The 15,611-nt window shown below is 67.4% G+C and carries 16 protein-coding genes; 6 read left to right on the top strand and 10 right to left on the bottom strand.

Translation table 11 applies throughout. The features are described from left to right. Positions 1 to 82: 82 nt before the first annotated feature. From BM052_RS06925 to cobA, 5 genes are read right to left on the bottom strand one after another with little or no spacing between them, the layout of a single operon-like run. On the bottom strand, positions 83 to 877 hold the full coding sequence (locus BM052_RS06925; protein WP_091144823.1) for a phosphoadenylyl-sulfate reductase: 795 nt from the start codon (positions 875 to 877) through the stop codon (positions 83 to 85). 25 nt (positions 878 to 902) lie between these two features. Next, positions 903 to 1,334, bottom strand: a complete 432-nt coding sequence (locus BM052_RS06920) for a DUF934 domain-containing protein (RefSeq protein ID WP_091144822.1) — start codon at positions 1,332 to 1,334, stop codon at positions 903 to 905. Continuing rightward, positions 1,327 to 2,976, bottom strand: a complete 1,650-nt coding sequence (locus BM052_RS06915; protein WP_091144820.1) for a nitrite/sulfite reductase — start codon at positions 2,974 to 2,976, stop codon at positions 1,327 to 1,329. Before BM052_RS06915 ends, BM052_RS06920 begins: the two co-directional genes overlap by 8 nt. Continuing rightward, entirely contained in the window at positions 2,976 to 3,272 is a 297-nt protein-coding gene (locus BM052_RS06910) for a DUF2849 domain-containing protein (RefSeq protein WP_091144818.1), read from the bottom strand. The genes BM052_RS06915 and BM052_RS06910 overlap by 1 nt, the downstream gene beginning before the upstream one ends. Next, positions 3,269 to 4,096 carry a uroporphyrinogen-III C-methyltransferase gene (gene cobA / locus BM052_RS06905; protein ID WP_091144816.1) on the bottom strand — a complete coding sequence of 276 codons (828 nt, stop codon included), beginning with the start codon at positions 4,094 to 4,096 and terminating at the stop codon, positions 3,269 to 3,271. The genes BM052_RS06910 and cobA overlap by 4 nt, the downstream gene beginning before the upstream one ends. Positions 4,097 to 4,321: 225 nt before the next feature. Here cobA and BM052_RS06900 point away from each other — a divergent pair, with 225 nt between their 5' ends. Together BM052_RS06900 and BM052_RS06895 are read left to right on the top strand one after the other, a co-directional pair. Continuing rightward, positions 4,322 to 5,002 (top strand): helix-turn-helix domain-containing protein, encoded by a 681-nt coding sequence (locus BM052_RS06900; RefSeq protein WP_091144813.1) that lies wholly within the window; start codon positions 4,322 to 4,324, stop codon positions 5,000 to 5,002. A gap of 480 nt (positions 5,003 to 5,482) precedes the next feature. Continuing rightward, on the top strand, positions 5,483 to 6,379 hold the full coding sequence (locus BM052_RS06895) for a GGDEF domain-containing protein (RefSeq protein WP_255406004.1): 897 nt from the start codon (positions 5,483 to 5,485) through the stop codon (positions 6,377 to 6,379). Between the two features lie 230 nt (positions 6,380 to 6,609). On the opposite strand, the gene BM052_RS06890 is transcribed toward BM052_RS06895, so the two are convergent. The 3 genes from BM052_RS06890 to BM052_RS06880 form a co-directional block, all read right to left on the bottom strand. After that, the gene (locus BM052_RS06890) at positions 6,610 to 7,665 is read right to left on the bottom strand and encodes a mechanosensitive ion channel family protein (RefSeq protein ID WP_091144810.1); all 1,056 of its coding nucleotides are present in this window, start codon (positions 7,663 to 7,665) and stop codon (positions 6,610 to 6,612) included. Further along, on the bottom strand, positions 7,662 to 8,882 hold the full coding sequence (metC, locus tag BM052_RS06885; RefSeq protein WP_369821503.1) for a cystathionine beta-lyase: 1,221 nt from the start codon (positions 8,880 to 8,882) through the stop codon (positions 7,662 to 7,664). The genes BM052_RS06890 and metC overlap by 4 nt, the downstream gene beginning before the upstream one ends. Positions 8,883 to 8,947: 65 nt before the next feature. Further along, the gene (locus tag BM052_RS06880) at positions 8,948 to 10,261 is read right to left on the bottom strand and encodes a hypothetical protein (protein ID WP_143084762.1); all 1,314 of its coding nucleotides are present in this window, start codon (positions 10,259 to 10,261) and stop codon (positions 8,948 to 8,950) included. Between the two features lie 116 nt (positions 10,262 to 10,377). Between BM052_RS06880 and queF the strand changes: the two genes are divergently transcribed. Beyond that, positions 10,378 to 10,839 carry a preQ(1) synthase gene (queF, locus tag BM052_RS06875; protein WP_091145041.1) on the top strand — a complete coding sequence of 154 codons (462 nt, stop codon included), beginning with the start codon at positions 10,378 to 10,380 and terminating at the stop codon, positions 10,837 to 10,839. A 4-nt stretch (positions 10,840 to 10,843) separates the two neighbouring features. On the opposite strand, the gene BM052_RS06870 is transcribed toward queF, so the two are convergent. Beyond that, complete coding sequence (locus tag BM052_RS06870) at positions 10,844 to 11,116, bottom strand: hypothetical protein (protein ID WP_091144804.1); 273 nt, start codon at positions 11,114 to 11,116, stop codon at positions 10,844 to 10,846. 188 nt (positions 11,117 to 11,304) lie between these two features. Between BM052_RS06870 and BM052_RS06865 the strand changes: the two genes are divergently transcribed. Further along, complete coding sequence (locus tag BM052_RS06865) at positions 11,305 to 12,870, top strand: carbon-nitrogen hydrolase family protein (RefSeq protein WP_091144802.1); 1,566 nt, start codon at positions 11,305 to 11,307, stop codon at positions 12,868 to 12,870. A 22-nt stretch (positions 12,871 to 12,892) separates the two neighbouring features. Here the strand turns inward: BM052_RS06865 and BM052_RS06860 are convergent, their stop codons facing one another. Further along, on the bottom strand, positions 12,893 to 14,179 hold the full coding sequence (locus BM052_RS06860) for an HD-GYP domain-containing protein (protein ID WP_091144799.1): 1,287 nt from the start codon (positions 14,177 to 14,179) through the stop codon (positions 12,893 to 12,895). Between the two features lie 216 nt (positions 14,180 to 14,395). Here BM052_RS06860 and BM052_RS06855 point away from each other — a divergent pair, with 216 nt between their 5' ends. Both BM052_RS06855 and BM052_RS06850 read left to right on the top strand, forming a co-directional pair. Next, a complete protein-coding gene (locus tag BM052_RS06855) occupies positions 14,396 to 14,815 on the top strand; it encodes a GlcG/HbpS family heme-binding protein (RefSeq protein ID WP_091144798.1) in 420 nt (139 codons plus the stop codon). A gap of 61 nt (positions 14,816 to 14,876) precedes the next feature. Beyond that, complete coding sequence (locus BM052_RS06850) at positions 14,877 to 15,506, top strand: cation efflux transmembrane domain-containing protein (protein WP_091144795.1); 630 nt, start codon at positions 14,877 to 14,879, stop codon at positions 15,504 to 15,506. The last annotated feature ends 105 nt before the right edge of the window (positions 15,507 to 15,611 follow it).

Here is a 15,611-nt window from a genome sequence, read left to right as displayed (position 1 = left end):
GATCCCGCCGATCCCGGCCCGGCGGCGGGCCAGGCACAGGCTGGGCCAGCGGTCCCGGACCTGTTCCGGGATGACGATGGTTTCAGAACACCGGATCGAAGCCCGGGGGCAGGTCGCTCGAATCCTCGCCCTGTCCGGGGACGTGGATGCCGCATTCGGTCTTGTCCCAGCCGCGCCAGCGGCCCGAGCGGGGATCCTCGCCCGGCGCCACCTTGCTGGTGCACGGCGAGCAGCCGATCGAGGGATAGCCCTGCGCCACCAGCGGGTGCTGGGGCAGGTCGTGCTCCTCGATATAGGCGGCGATGCGTTCGGGCGACCAATCGATCAGCGGGTTGATCTTGAGCCGGCCCTGGCTGTCGGTGGTGTCGATCTCGAAGCGCGGCAGGCTCGAACGGGTCGAAGCCTGGAATGCCTTGCGCCCGGTGATCGAAGCGTCGAAGCCGAGCAGGGCCTTGGCCAGCGGCTTGACCTTGCGGATATCGCAGCAGCCGTCCGGATCGTAGGACCAGCGCAGGCCCGATTCGTCCTTCTTCGCAAGCTCCTGCGGGTCCGGCACCAGATCGCGCAGATCCTTGAGGCCGAAGCGTTCGATCAGCAGGTCGCGATAGGCCAGCGTTTCGGGGAAATGCTTGCCGGTCTCCAGGAACAGCACCGGCACGGCGGGATCGACGCGGCTGACGAGGTGCAGCAGCACCGCGCTCTCCGCCCCGAAGCTGGAGACGATGGCGAGATCGCCCGCCATGCTTTCCTTGAGCAGCGTTTCGAGCATTTCGAGCGTATCGGTGCCGCGGAACAGGCGGTTGAGACGCACCGCGTCGGCCTCGGCGAAGCGGGGGCCGGTGTCGATGCGGTCGCGGATGCGTGTCGCTTCGTGCATGTCGTTAATCCTTGGAGGAATCCTTTCAGCCCTGGTGCCGCAGCGCCCAGATGGGCTGGCGGCCGTCGGCGGTAGCCTGATAGACGTTGTCCCAGCGCTTGAACGCCGCTTCGGCGTCGGCCGGGTTGAGCGGCTTGTCGGGCGCGAAGGCGTCGAAGCCGCAACGCTTGAGATGGCTCAGCATGTCGATGACGACGTCGCCCACGGCGCGGATTTCGCCGCCGAAACCCGCCTCGCGCAGGATACGGGCGGAGGAATAGCCGCGCCCGTCGGTCCAGGCCGGGAAGTTCACCTCGATCAGGCGCAGCCGGTCAAGGTGCGGCAGGAGCGCGTGGGCATCGTCGCCAGGTTCGACGCGAACGGCGGTGGCGTTGGTCTGCTCAGCGAAGGCGTCGACCGTGACGGCGGGATCGTTGACGGCTTCGTCGCTACGGAACCGGAACTGCACTTCAACCATAGATCGCCTCCTTGAACGGGGCCATGCCGATCCGGCGATAGGTGTCGAGGAAGCGTTCCTCGCCCTGCTTGTTGGCGAGATAGACTTCGGTGGCCTTCTCCACCGCATCGACGATGCCGTCCTCGTCGAAGCCGGGGCCGGTGATCTGGCCGAGCGAGGTGTCCGCGCCCTCGCAGCCGCCAAGCAGGAGCTGGTAGTTCTCCACGCCCTTGCGGTCGACGCCCAGGATGCCGATGTGGCCGGCGTGATGGTGGCCGCAGGCATTGATGCAGCCCGAGATCTTGAGCTTCAGCTCGCCGATCTCCGCCTGTTTTGCCGGGCTGCCGAAACGTTCGGAGATCTTCTGCGCGATCGGGATCGAACGGGCGTTCGCCAGCGAGCAGTAGTCGAGCCCGGGGCAGGCGATGATGTCGCCCACGGTGTCGAGGTTGGCGGTGCCCAGCCCCGCCTCGTCGAGCATGCGCCACACGGCGTAGAGATCGGCCTTGCGCAAGTGCGGGAAGACGATGTTCTGGGCGTGGGTGACGCGCAGTTCGTCGAAGCTGTAATCCTTCGCGATCCGGGCCATGAGGCGGATCTGGTCGGCCGTGGCGTCGCCCGGGATGCCGCCGACCGGCTTGAGGCTGACAGTGGCGATGACATAGCCGGCCTGCTTATGGGCATGGCAGTTGCGCTCGGCCCAGAGGCGGAAGTCGGGGTCCGAGAGGTCGAGTTCGTCGGACAGGCCGGTCTCCCAGGCGGGATCGGCGAAGTACTGCCCGATGCGCTCCAGCTCGGCCAGCGGCGGCTCGATGCCCTGATCGAGCAGGTGCTGGAACTCTTCCTCGACCTGGCGCGTGTATTCGTCCTTGCCCAGTTCGTGGACCAGGATCTTGATGCGCGCCTTGTACTTGTTGTCGCGCCGGCCATGGCGGTTATAGACGCGCAGGCAGGCCTCGGAATAGGTGATGAGCTGATCCAGCGGCACGAACGCGCGGATCATCGGGCCGATCATCGGGGTGCGGCCCATGCCGCCGCCGACGTAGAACCGGGCGCCGATCTCGCCGGCCCCGTTTTCGGGATTGGGGTTGCGCACCATCTGGATGCCGATATCGTGCAGGCGCATTGCCGCGCGGTCGGTATCGCTGGCGATGACGGCGATCTTGAACTTGCGCGGCAGGGTCAGGAATTCCGGGTGGAAGCTGGACCACTGGCGCAGCAGTTCGGCATAAGGGCGCGGATCGATGACTTCGTCGGAAGCGGCGCCGGCGTACTGGTCCGAGCTGATGTTGCGGATGCAGTTGCCGCTGGTCTGGATCGCGTGCATCTCCACCGAGGCGAGATCGGCGAGGATATCGGGCGTGTCCTCCAGCTTGATCCAGTTGTACTGGATGTTCTGGCGGGTGGTGAAGTGGCCGTAGCCGCGGTCGTACTTGTCCGCGATATCGCCCAGCATCGCCATCTGCGTGGAATTCAGCGTGCCATAGGGCACCGCGACGCGCAGCATGTAGGCGTGGAGCTGGAGATAGAGGCCGTTCTGCAGGCGCAGCGGGCGGAACTGGTCCTCGGTCAGTTCGCCGTCGATGCGGCGGCGGACCTGGTCGCGGAATTCGGCGACGCGCGTATCGACCATCTGCTGGTCGTATTGATCGTACTTGTACATCAGATCACCCAGTTCACGGCCTCGGGATCGGCCGGCTTGAGAGTAAGGTCGGGGCGCACGGTGGGGCCCAGCGCGCGGATGCGGTCCTTGATGTGCGCGGGGCGCACGCCTTCCGCCGTCTTTTCGCCGTCGATCACATAGGCGGCGAAGACGTTCCGGGCGCCTTCCTCGCGGGCGATGATCGCCGCGCCATGCTCTCCGACATCGGCGGAATCGTTGACGTCGAGCGACCAGCCCACGCCGGTCCACCAGGTGACCGCCCCGGTCTTCAGATCGTTGCCCGTCAGGATTTTCACAGTTCTGCCTCCAGTGCCCCGGTATCCAATGTGGTATTCAATGCCGTATCCCATGCCAGGGCGCGAATGGTGTTGTCGCCTTGTGCGGTAACGGCGCCGATAACGATAAGCGCCGGGCTTTGCACCCTCTCGCTTGCGATAAGGTCGGCAAGCCCGGCGAGCGGCGCGCGCAGCACGCGCATGTCGGCGCGGGTCGCCCGCTCGATCACCGCGACCGGCACGTCCGGGGCCAGGCCGTCGGCGATCAGCTTTTCGGTGATCTGCCCGGCGGTGGCGAGGCCCATGAAGATCACCAGCGTGCGGCCCTTGCCGGCCAGGCCCGACCAGTCCTGGTCGGTCAGCCCCTTGCACTGCCCCGCGACGAAGCTGACGATCGAGGCATGGTCGCGGTGGGTCAGCGGAATCCGCGCGGCGGCGGCGGCCCCCAGCGCGGACGAGACGCCGGGAACGACTTCCACCGGCACCCCGGCGGCGCGGCAGGCCTCCGCCTCCTCGCCGCCGCGACCGAAGATGAACGGGTCGCCGCCTTTCAGCCGCACCACATCGTTGCCGGCCAGCGCCTCGCGCACCAGCAGGGCGTTGATCGCCTCCTGCCTCATGGTGTGCCGCGACCGGCTCTTGGCGACCGAGACCAGCCGCGCGCCTGGCCGGGCCATGGCAAGGATGGCGGGATCGACCAGGCCGTCATGGACGACAAGCGCCGCCGACATCAGCAGCCGCGCCGCGCGCAAGGTCAACAGGTCCGGATCGCCGGGTCCAGCCCCGACGAGGTGAACCTTGCCGACGCGCCGGCCGCGATCGGAAAGGGCGGGATTCGCTTCCATGCTGGGCAGATGGCCGTGATCGCGCCGCAGTTCCAGCCAGAATGACTTTGCCGGGCATAAGGGGAGCTTTAGCGCGCGCCATTTCGCCTCGGCCGGAAACTCTCAACGCACCCTGTCCGGCGGGCTACGGCGCTCTCCGGGGGGCTCATTTACGGACTAACCCGTTCGCTAACCGAATCTTAACCCGGTCAGCCGACGATTCGCGTCTCCCCAGGAGACAGACCGATGCCGATTTCGGCGCACTTCGAAGAATTTCCGGCCCAGGACGGCCAGCCCCGGGCAACGCGGCGCAGGCTTCTGCTCGAAACGCAGGGCGCGCTCGAGTCCGGGCATGAGACGCAAGTCCTTGTTCACAATTTCTCCGAGACGGGGCTCCTGCTCGAAACCCCGGACGAGCTGGAGATCGGCGAGGCCATCGATCTCGATCTGCCGGAGACCGGGGCCACCCGCGCGCGGGTGGTCTGGGCCAGCGGCCGGCTCTATGGCTGCGCTTTCGACACCCCGCTGCCGCCGGCGACGCTCAGCGCCGCGCAATTGCGCAGCGCCGTCCAGAACCACGCCGGCATCGGTCCGGCTCCGGCGCCGGCCGGTCCCGCCGCGATCGGCGGCGAGTCGCTTGGCGAGCGGCTGCATCGCCTGCGCAAGCTGCGCGGGTTGACGCAGGGCGAACTGGCGGCGCGCCTGGGGGTCAGCAAGCCGACGGTCTGGGCCTGGGAACAGGGCCGCGCCCGCCCCATCGAAGACAGGCTGGAAGCCATCGCCGCGATTCTCGGCGTGACGAGCGCGGAACTGCGTCCCAGCCGCACGGTGCCGGGACTTCCCGAACTGATCGCGCGCTGCCGCGACCAGATCGCCGCGGCGGTGGAGACCTCGCCCGATAAAGTCAGGATCATGGTCGAACTCTGAAGCCGGAACCCTGAGGCCTGACCGGAACCGGCCCATGCCGGGCCGCGAACGGTCCCCATTCCGCTTGGCATCAGATCTGGGTGGCGCAAAGCGCGCGTCCCCGCCGGTTTTCGAGGCCAGTTTTCGATGCCAGTTTTCGAGACTGGCCATTCTACTTCGACCTCGGCCAAATCCCGCAGCCGCCGTGCGCCTTGGTGCATGGTCATTTCGGGGCAGTTGCCGGAACCAGGGAATTTCCGACTTCCCGACTCCGGAAATCAATGGTAAATATATCTATAACAAGATAACAGTATAAATCAAGTTATATAACAAACCTAACAGAGTTGTTCGATTTGTTGTGTTGGGGGTTGGTGTAGATTATCCATTATATGCATAATTATTGCATGGCTGTAAGATAATTTCCTGGGAACGGGTTTTTCCGGACTGAGGTGCACTGGCTTCGTGTCGATTTCTGGAATTCGGGGCATCGCCGAAATGGACATGGATTTCACTATTCAGGAAAGTTCCGCTCTGTACGGGCTGTTGGCGGAAAGCACTTCCGACATCGTCCTCAAGACGGACATCGCGGGATATATCGTCCACGCATCGCCGGCGCTCGAGCGGTTCGGTTTTCGCCTGCCCGGCATGCCGGTGGGGCCGCACCTGCTGGACCTGGTGGCGCCCGCCGCCAGGGACGCGGTCGAGCGTGCCCATGCCGATGCGCTCGCGGGCGTGGGGCACGGGCGCTGGGTGGAATTCCCCGCCGCGACCGCCGACGACCGCGAGCACTGGTTCGAAATCCAGACGCGCGCGCTGATGGACGAGGGCGGCAAGCCTTACGGCGCGCTCAGCATCATGCGCAGCATCGATGAGCGGCACGATCTCAAGGAACAGCTGTTCGCCGCGACCTATACCGATCCACTGACCCGGCTGACCAACCGCGCGGCCTTCATCTCGATGCTCGAACACATGCTCGACCGCCAGATGGACGGGTGCCTGGCGCTGTTCAGCATCGATTTCTTCCGTACCATCAACATGCAGCACGGCCAGAGCGTGGGCGACGAGGTGCTGGTGGTCTTCGCCGACCTCCTGCGCGAGATGCTGCGCGCCGAGGATATCATCTCGCGCATCGGTTCGGAACGCTTCGCGGTGCTGCTGCCGCGCGCCACGCCCGAACAGGCCGAGGCGATCTGCAGCCGCGTGGTGAAGACGCTCGCGGATTTGCGCCGGAAAGCGGGCGAAAGCCGCTTCGCGATCACCGCCAGCGCCAGCGTGGCGCGCATCGCCGTCAGCCTCGATTCCACCCTCGAGCGCGCCGAGATGGCGCTGTTCGTCGCCAAGGCCAAGGGCAGGAACCGGCTGGAGATGGAAAAGGCGGAGCGCTGCCTGGGGCATTGAGCGCGCACGGCGTCATACCACCCGATTGAAAATTTTTCTTTTGTCCATCTTCCCTTCCTTTCGTCATTGCGAGCCGCCGCAGGCGGTGCGGCAATCCAGGGCGTTTGACGCCGCCCTGGATTGCTTCGGCGGCTTCACCGCCACGCAATGACGAGGGGGAGATGAGTCTCGCTTCAAGAGACTTGATATCACGGGATATTCGCAGGAGTTCGGGTTGATGCCCAAAGCCTCTACCGATCCGCCTCGCGCTTCCCCCGTACCGCAGCCACCAGCTCGCGAAAGGCCTCGCCGTCGCGCAAGTTGAGGTCGCGCTGGGGGAAGGGGATCTCGATCCCGTGCTCGCGGAACAGGTGCCAGAGGTTCTTGAGCACTTCGGACCGGACGTTGCCGGTGCCTTCCTCCGGGTCGGTGATCCAGCAGTGGATGATGAAGCGCACGCTGCTTTCGCCGTAGGAATCGAGCCAGGCGGTCGGCGGCGGGGCGGCGAGCACGCGCTTCACCTTGCGGGCCGCCTCCAGCATCAGTTCCTCGGCCTGCACGATGTCCGACGAATAGGCGATTCCCACCGGCACCTGGATGCGCACGTTCTTGCTGGAGTAGGACCAGTTCTCCACCTGATTTATCATCAGGTTCTCGTTGGGGATCAGGTATTCCTTCTGGTCGCGCGTGGTCAGCGAGACGGCGCGGATGCCGATGCGGCGGATCTGGCCGAAAGTGGAATTGCCCGCCTGGTCGGTGATGGCGATGACGTCGCCCGGCTTGATCGACTTGTCCATCAGCAGGATGATGCCGGCGATCAGGTTGCCGAAAGTCTTCTGCAGGCCGAAGCCGATGGCGAGGCCGAAGGCGCCCGAGAACACCGTCAGCGCGGTCAGGTCGATGCCGAGCACGTCGATGCCGACAAGGATCGCGATTCCCCAGATTACCAGGCTGGACATCTTCTCGATCAGCAGACGCTGCGTCAGGTCCAGCCGGGTCGCTCCCGCCAGCAGGCGGTGCGCCAGCTTGCTGGCGGCCCAGGCGGCCGTGACCACCAGCACCAGCACCAGCGTGATAACCGCCATGTCCCAGACCGAGATGCGGGTATCCCCCACCTGCAAGGCGAGGCTGTCCAGCGTGTCGACCACGTCGCCGACGGTGTTGCTGCGGGAAGCGACGGCGTTCTTCAGGCCCTCGGCGCCGGTCACCGGCTGTTCCACCACGACCTGGGGCACCGTGCTGGGCGCCGCGCCGGCCATGGGGGCGGCGGTAGCCGTGGCGGGGGTGGAGGCCGCGGCGGCGGTCATCCTTGCGCCCAGGCCTTCAGGGCGCGTTCGATGTCGGCGATCAGATCGCGCGGGTCTTCGAGGCCGATGGAAAGCCGCACGCCGAAGCAGTCGGCCGCGTCCACCGGCTCGGGCGGCCAGGCCATGCGGCTGCGATAGTTCGCCGGCTCGATCGGCAGCGCCAGGCTCTCGAACCCGCCCCAGGAATAGCCGATGCCGAACAGTTCCAGCGCATCCACGAAGCGGTCGCGCGCCGCCGCGTCGCCGCCCTTGAAGACGAAGCTGAACAGGCCGCAGCCGCCGGTGAAGTCCCGCTTCCACAGCGCGTGGCCGGGCGCCCCGGGCAGCATCGGGCAGAGCACGCGCGCCACTTCCCCACGCCGCGAAAGCCACTGGGCGATGGCGAGCGCGCTCTCCGTCTCCTGCCGCAGCCGCACGTGCAGGGTCCTGAGCCCCCGCAGCGCGAGCGCGGCATCGTCGGGGGAGACCACGATGCCCAGCTGCTGGGCGCGCTGGCGCAGCTTCGCGTGGAAGCGCGGCCCGGCGCTGGCGCTGCCCATCATCAGGTCGGAATGGCCGCCGACATGCTTGGTCAGTGCCATCAGCGTGATATCGATCCCCCGTTCCAGCGCCTGAAAGCCCAGCGGGCTGGCCCAGGTGTTGTCCAGCAGCGAAACCGCGCCCTTTTCGCGCGCGATCCGGGCCAGCGCGGGCAGGTCGCACATTTCCATGGACAGGCTTCCCGGCGCTTCCAGCAGGACCGCGCGGGTGCGCTCGCAGAACAGCGCCTCGTAGCCGGCCAGGTCCAGGGGATCGAAGAAGCGCGGCTCGATGCCCATGTCGGCGAGCAGGCCCTTGCCCATGGCGCGGCTGGGGTCATAGGCATTGTCGGTTATCAGCACCACATCGCCCGGCCGCAGTACGGTCAGCATCGCGCTGGCGATGGCGGCGACGCCCGAAGGATAGAGCACGGTGCCAGCCGCTCCCGGTTCGAGCCGGGTCAAGGCCTCGCTCAGCGCCCATTGCGTCGGCGCGCCCCGGCGGCCGTAGAAGAAGCGCCCGTCCTCGTTGCGGCGCGGCCCTTCGGCCAGCGCGGCGGTGTTTTCGTAGAGATGGGTGCTGGCGCGCCAGACCGGGGGATTGACCACCGCGCCGGTCCATTCCTTGCGCCTTCCGGCACCGACGATGCGGGTTCCGGGGCCGGCGCTGTCCAGTTCTTCGTTATCGCTCAATTCGATCTCCGCGGCGAAACGCCACACCCATGGCATTCAATTCGGGCCGCTTTCCCTTGTCCGCGGGTGATCTAGCCCGCCGCGCGGGCAGGGTCGAGGGGCAACAGCACGGTGCGGCGAGCGGCCTCGATCTCGCGTGCGGAAAGGCCGGGGAAATCGCGCGGACCGGTGTCGAGCCGCAAGGGCGCCAGCGCCGGGCCGGCGCCGGGAATGCCGATGGTGAAGACGCAGCCGAGTTCGAGACGAGGCAGGCCAGGCTGGCCGTCTCCCAGCAATGCCAGCCGGACCAGTGGCACCATGAATGTGGCGGCGCCCTGCCGCAGCGGACGGATCGCCGCCAGCGGCAGCCGCAGCTCGCCTTTCACGTCCAGCACTTGTCCCGGCGCCAGTCGCGGGATCGCCTGTATTATCGCGAGCGCTTGCGGCGGCGGCGCCAGCTGCTCGTCGCGCGACAGCGAACCATGGGCCGAAATCATGTCCCCCAGCAGCCGCCCCGCCGGAAACGCGGTCCGCGCGGTCAGCACGAGGCGAAACTGGAGCGTGGCGTAGACCAGCGAAACGCGCATGGCGATCGGTTCGAAGTCCATCTGGCCACTGGCGCGCGCAGGTTCGGCGGGAAGCGCCGGCGCGAACGAGGGCGCGGGGATCGTGGCCGGGGCCAGTACGGGCGCCAGAACGGGCATCAGAACGGGCGTCAGCGTGGGCGGCGCGGGGAGCGGTTCCTCGACGGTCCCGACCGGCGCCTCGAACCGATCGGTTTCCGCTTCATCCTCGATCGCCGGGGCGCGGCGCCGCCGCATCAGCAGGAATCCCAGTACCATGGCCGCGAGTCCGGCGGGAATGGCCCACCACCAGGCCGGCCACCGCGCATTCGCGCTCTCGGCCGGCGGCGGCGAAATCGTCGGCGCGGACGTTTCCGATGCGGCCACGGCGGGTGAAACCGGGGAGGGGCGCGGCTCCGGCGGCGTGGGAGAAGCACTGGTTGGCGCGGCTGGCGCCGGCCGGCTCGCCGCCGAGGCTACCGGGCGCGGGCCGGCGGCATCGCTCCTGGGTGCGGCGGCCGGGGCCGGCGGCGGCGCGTCGATCATGGAGACGGGCGGGGGGCCGGGCGTGGGGAGGGGGCTTGGCGCGGGCGGATTCCGGACCTCGGCCCCGGCCGAACGGACTACCGGATCCCGCGCGTCGACCGGCCCCTGCGCCGCCGGGGCGGTGCGGCTCGGCGTGGGCGGGGGCAGGCTCCAGTCCTTGAGCGATGGTGGTGGTGACGGGGATTGCGACTGGGCATGGGCCGGCACCACCGCAAGCACTGCGGCAAACGCAACGATCAGCGCCCCGCGCGAAATGGTCCTGCCTCCGCCCCACATGATGGTGCGAGCACGCCGCATCCGCGCTGAACCGCGCGTGAATGCGCCTTGGCGCCCGCGACCGGTCGTGGCGCGGTGCCGCCGAACGGGCGCGCCAGGCGCTTGTCATCGCGGGCGGTTCACGGCATGGCCGCGCGATGAGCGAAACTCCATCCGCCCCCCTTCACCTGGGCCGGCACAGCGCGCTTCCCGCCTCGCCGGGAGAGGCCGTGCTTGATTACGTGCCCAACCCGCGCGCCGGCACGCTTTACCTGGTGCGCTTCGCCGCGCCGGAGTTCACCTCGCTATGCCCGGTGACCGGTCAGCCCGATTTCGCGCACCTGGTGATCGATTACGCGCCGGGCGAGACCATCGTCGAATCGAAGAGCCTCAAGCTGTTCCTGGGTTCGTTCCGCAATCACTGCGGCTTTCATGAGGACGTGACCGTGGGCATCGGCCAGCGCCTGTGCGACGAGATGAAGCCGCGCTGGCTGCGCATCGGCGGCTACTGGTATCCGCGCGGCGGAATTCCGATCGACGTGTTCTGGCAATCGGGGGCTGCCCCCGCCGGCCTGTGGGTGCCCGACCAGGGCGTGCAGGGCTATCGCGGGCGGGGCTAGCGCCTCAATACTCCGCCGCGCCGAACCGCGCGCCGTTCACTTTCGTCAGGTCCAGCATGCCCTTGCCGAGCCTCGCCATCTGGCGGGTGGCCAGGCACTGGGCGTAGACGGTGGGCGCATCCGCCTTGCGCGCGGCCTCGGTATCCAGCGCTTCGCCGAGCCGCGCGGTGCATTGCGCGCGGCTGCCGTAAGTCTGGGCAGGCACGTCGAGGCGCTGGCAGGCGGTGGCGTCTTCCGAACAGGCGAACAGGGCGAGGGCGAACAGCGTAGCGCTCATGGTGCTCCTTCCTTGCCGGGAAGAACGGGTGAAAACGAAAATCTATCCGGGAAACGGGGGTGAAACCATGCGCCCGGTCAAACTTCGCGCGCCGGGCCTCGTTCTTCGCGACGCAGCGCCACGATCCCACCGCGATGCAGTTGCAATCCGGGCTGGCCGCGCGAAGCCTTGCGGGTAATACGTGTCCCATGGACCAGACCAAAGCCAAGCTCATCATCCGCCAGGCCACCGTTGCCGACGCCCCCGCCATTGCCCGGCTTTCCGTCAAGGTCTACGGCAAGGTCGATGCCTTTACCCGCGCGGAGATCCGCGGCCAGGTCATCAATTTTCCGGAAGGCCAGTTCGTCGCCGAGTACGAGGGAAGGATCGTCGGCCACTGCGCGACGATGATCCTTACCGCCGATCTCGCCTTCAAGCCGCATACCTGGGAAGAGATCAGCAATGGCGGCTATGGCCGTCCGCCGGCCGAGGACGGCGACGTGCTTTACGGCTTCGAGGTCAGCGTCGATCCCGAATACCGGCGCCTGCGCATCGGCCAGCGGCTCTACCGCAAGCGCAAGGAACTGTGCCAGCATTTCGAGCTCAAGGGCATCGCCTTCGCCGGCCGCATGCCGGGCTATTACCGGCGCAAGCGCCATTATCCCAACCCTTCGGACTACCTGCAGGCGGTCAGGGACAAGAAACTTCGCGACCAGGTCATCAACTTCCAGATGAACGAGGGTTACGAGCCGCGCGGCATCCTGCCGGACTATATCCCGGGCGACAAGGAAAGCGGCGGCAACGCGGTGCTGATGTACTGGACCAACCCGCTCGCCCCGCGCGACACCGGCAAGGCCGTGCCCGGCCTGAAGGAGCGCGTGCCCTCCAGCGTGCGCGTCGCCACCGTGCAGTTCATGATGCGCAAGATCGAGACCATCGACCAGTTCGAGGAGCAGGTCGAATACTGGGTCGACGTCGCCGCCGACTACGAGAGCGACTTCGTGGTGTTTCCCGAACTGTTCACGCTCGAACTGCTCACGATCGAGGAGGCCAGGCTGGAGCCGGTCAAGGCGGTCGAGAAGATCGCGACCTACACCGATCGCTTCGTGGAATTCATGCAGAAGATGGCGGTCAGCTACAATATCAACATCATCGGCGGTTCGCATCCCACGCGGGTCAAGCTGGGCGCCGGCAAGGGCGAGATCCGCAACATCGCCTATACCTTCCTGCGCGACGGGGCGGTGCACGAGACGCAGAAGCTGCACCCCACGCCGTCCGAGCGCAAATGGTGGAACATCCGGGGCGGTTACGGCGCCAACGTGATCCCGACCGACTGCGGGCCGATCGGGGTGATGGTCTGCTATGACAGCGAGTTTCCCGAACTTGCCCGCCACCTGGTGAACCAGGGCGCGCTGCTGCTGTTCGTGCCGTTCTGCACCGACGAGCGGCGGGCATTCCTGCGCGTGCACTATTGCTGCCAGGCCCGCGCGGTGGAGAACCAGTGCTACGTCGTCACCTCGGGCGTGGTCGGCAACTTGCCCAATGTCGAGAACATGGACGTCCACTACGCCGAAAGCGCGATCCTGACGCCTTCGGACTTTCCCTTCTCGCGCGACGGCGTCGCCGCCGATGCCGCGCCGAATACCGAAACCATCGCCATCGCCGACCTCAGCCTGGATGCGCTGCTGACCGCGCGCCAATCGGGCGCGGTGCAGAACCTCAAGGACCGGCGCTTCGATCTCTACCGGGTGGAATGGACCCAGGCGCAGGGATAAGGCGGGCCGCGCATCGTCCGGATCACTTCGCCGCCGCCGCGAACAGGCGCTCGCGCAGGTCCTCGGGTGCCGGCAGGTCCAGTCCGGCCATGTCGGCCACGCCGGCGATCGCATCCTCGCCGTAGCAATGCGCCAGCACGATCGTCTTCGCCGCCACGTGCTTGCCGGTGGCGGCCGAATAGAACGCGCGCACCGTGGGCAGCGCCGGGTCGGACGGGTCCTGGTCCACGACCATGGCAATCCGCCCGGAACGCAGCATCACGAACGAACCGACCGGATAGACGCCCAGCGCTTCGCGGAAACCGGCCAGGATGGCGTCGTCGAACGCACCCTCCATCCGCATCATCATGCGCAGCGCCTCCGCCGGGTCGACCGTCCTGCCGGTCATCGCGCCGCACACGATCAGGTCGAACTGGTCGCATATCGCCGCCATGCGCGAGTATATGTCGATTTCCCGCCCGGCCAGTTTCTGGGGAAAGCCGCTGCCGTTCATCAGTTCGTGGTGCCGCGCGACCGCGTGGAGCACTTCGTCGGGCATGCCGTCGGCGGCGGCCAGCATCTCGCGGCCGACGTAGCAATGGCGGTGCCACAGTTCCGGCTCGATCGCATCCAGCCTGCGGGCCAGCTTCGCCGCGTCGAGTTCCAGGCGGCTGACGCCGATGTCCAGCAACAGCCCGGCCATGCCGGCAAGCCGGACTTCCTGGGGCGACAGTTTCATCTGCCGCGCCAGCGAGACCATCAGCGCGCTGACCGAAAGCATGTGCTGGTAGATCGCCTCGATCTCCGTCTTGCAACGCATCAGCCCGGAAAAGGCGTGGGGATTGCGCTCTATGGAGGCGTGGATGTCCTCTACCACCGGCGCGACTTCGGTAACGCGCGGCGCCTTGCCCAGCCGCGCTTCGAGGAAGATCCTGGAAATGACCTTGCGCGCCTGCCCCGCGGCATGCCGCGCATTGCCGAACTCGCGCACTATCGCGACGGAGCCCGGGCGCTGGGCCGGGAACGGGGCGGCGAGGGGGGCGGGCCGCGCCGCGGCGGCCGGTTCGCGACGCTGGATGCGCGCCCTGGTTTCCGGAGGGGCGGCGGGTCCGCGCGGCGGCGGTGCTTCGCCGCGAGTCACCACGTCGATCCCGCGCTCGGTGTCGATCACGATGGCATCGAGCGCGCTGTCGCGCAGCGCCTGCAGCTTTTCTTCGTCGGTGACCAGGAAGCGCGCGCGCCAGAACGGATGGCTCAGCCAGCTGCCCTGGAAGCCGTGGATGAACATGCCCAGTTCGACCTGGGACGTGGATATCTGCTTCAGTGTCATGCGATTGCCGATTCGTTGTCAGGCGATCGATGTTAGGCCGGCGGTGCTGAACGGAGTGGGTAAGCCTTTGGAAAACGACTCGTTAACGGCCTTGGCGATTCCGTCGCCGGGCGCCGCCGGACAGGCGGATTCAGCCGATCGAGGCTTGCCTGCGGCGGGTGGCAGCGGCTAGGCGGCGGGCCGATAGCCAATCTCTTCCTTGCAAAGGACCATGCCATGATTAGCCTCGATCAGGCCCGTACCGTGATCGCCGCCACTCGCGCCAAGGGGCGCGAGATGGGGCTCAACCCGCTTACCGTCGTGGTGCTCGACGCCGGGGGGCACCTTGTCGCCATGGAGCGTGAGGACGGCTCCGGCTATGGCCGCCCGGACATCGCCGGGGGCAAGGCGGCGGGGGCGCTGGCCATGGGCATTTCCAGTCGCAAGCTGGGAGACATGGCGGTGGATCGCCCGCAGTTCATGGCGGCGCTTTCGGCGGCGTGGAACGGCAAGCTGATCCCGGCGGCGGGCGGGGTCCTGATGAAGGACGCGGCCGGCACCCTGCTCGGCGCCGTCGGCGTCAGCGGCGATCTTTCGGACAAGGATGAGGAAGCGGCGCTGGCCGGCGTTGCCGCCGCGGGCCTGACGGCGGGCTGAAACACCCGCCCGGGAGGCCGCGATCTTGCCAGCATCGGCGGGAAGGGGCATCCTGGCGGGCATGTCCGATGATTGTTGCGCTTCCAAGGGGCTGGAACTCGAACGGCTGGCGCAAGAGGCCGGCCAGCGCCGCGTTCTGGTTGCGGTACTGCTCATCAACGCGGTGATGTTCGTCGCCGAGTTCGGCGGCGGACTGGTCGCCGGCTCCACCGCGCTGATGGCCGACGCGCTCGACAACCTGGGGGATGCGCTGGTCTACGCGGTCAGCCTCTATGCGATCACCCGAAGCGAGCGCTGGAAGGCGGGCGCGGCGGCCTTCAAGGGCGTCTTCATCCTGCTGCTGGGCGTGAGCATAGTCGTCAACGTCGCGATCAAGATCGGCAGCGGCGTAGCGCCGTCCTCGTCGCTCATGCTGATGTTCGGCGCCGCCGCGCTGGCGGCGAACCTTGCCTGCCTGGCGCTGCTCTGGCGTTTCCGGAGCCATGACGTGAACATGGCCAGCACTTTCGAATGTTCGCGCAACGACGTGGTATCGAACTGCGGCGTGCTGCTGGCGGCGGCGGCGGTCGGCGTTACGGGGTCCTCCTGGCCCGACATCCTGATCGGCAGCGTGATGGCGTTGATCGTGCTGCGGTCGGCGGTTCGGGTCCTGCGCGCTGCCATTGCGCAAATCCGTTCCGCGCGGGCCTGAGCCCGCAATCGCGGTGCCGCCCGGTGGCGGCACGCCCGGAACGGCGACGACGAAATTCATGCGGCACCGCACAATGGCACTTGCCGCAATCCCGGCCTGTGCTAG

Source organism: Novosphingobium sp. CF614 (assembly GCF_900113255.1).
In the GTDB taxonomy this organism is placed as follows: Bacteria; Pseudomonadota; Alphaproteobacteria; order Sphingomonadales; family Sphingomonadaceae; genus Novosphingobium.
Note: the sequence above shows the minus strand (reverse complement) of the source record. Positions and strands in the feature narration are given on the sequence as shown.

Coding starts and splice junctions, on each gene's coding strand:
- BM052_RS06925 (WP_091144823.1), bottom strand. CDS start 877: ATGCACGAAGCGACACGCATCCGCGACCGCATCGACACCGGCCCCCGC.
- BM052_RS06920 (WP_091144822.1), bottom strand. CDS start 1,334: ATGGTTGAAGTGCAGTTCCGGTTCCGTAGCGACGAAGCCGTCAACGAT.
- BM052_RS06915 (WP_091144820.1), bottom strand. CDS start 2,976: ATGTACAAGTACGATCAATACGACCAGCAGATGGTCGATACGCGCGTC.
- cobA (WP_091144816.1), bottom strand. CDS start 4,096: ATGGAAGCGAATCCCGCCCTTTCCGATCGCGGCCGGCGCGTCGGCAAG.
- BM052_RS06900 (WP_091144813.1), top strand. CDS start 4,322: ATGCCGATTTCGGCGCACTTCGAAGAATTTCCGGCCCAGGACGGCCAG.
- BM052_RS06895 (WP_255406004.1), top strand. CDS start 5,483: ATGGATTTCACTATTCAGGAAAGTTCCGCTCTGTACGGGCTGTTGGCG.
- BM052_RS06890 (WP_091144810.1), bottom strand. CDS start 7,665: ATGACCGCCGCCGCGGCCTCCACCCCCGCCACGGCTACCGCCGCCCCC.
- BM052_RS06880 (WP_143084762.1), bottom strand. CDS start 10,261: ATGCGGCGTGCTCGCACCATCATGTGGGGCGGAGGCAGGACCATTTCG.
- queF (WP_091145041.1), top strand. CDS start 10,378: ATGAGCGAAACTCCATCCGCCCCCCTTCACCTGGGCCGGCACAGCGCG.
- BM052_RS06870 (WP_091144804.1), bottom strand. CDS start 11,116: ATGAGCGCTACGCTGTTCGCCCTCGCCCTGTTCGCCTGTTCGGAAGAC.
- BM052_RS06865 (WP_091144802.1), top strand. CDS start 11,305: ATGGACCAGACCAAAGCCAAGCTCATCATCCGCCAGGCCACCGTTGCC.
- BM052_RS06860 (WP_091144799.1), bottom strand. CDS start 14,179: ATGACACTGAAGCAGATATCCACGTCCCAGGTCGAACTGGGCATGTTC.
- BM052_RS06855 (WP_091144798.1), top strand. CDS start 14,396: ATGATTAGCCTCGATCAGGCCCGTACCGTGATCGCCGCCACTCGCGCC.
- BM052_RS06850 (WP_091144795.1), top strand. CDS start 14,877: ATGTCCGATGATTGTTGCGCTTCCAAGGGGCTGGAACTCGAACGGCTG.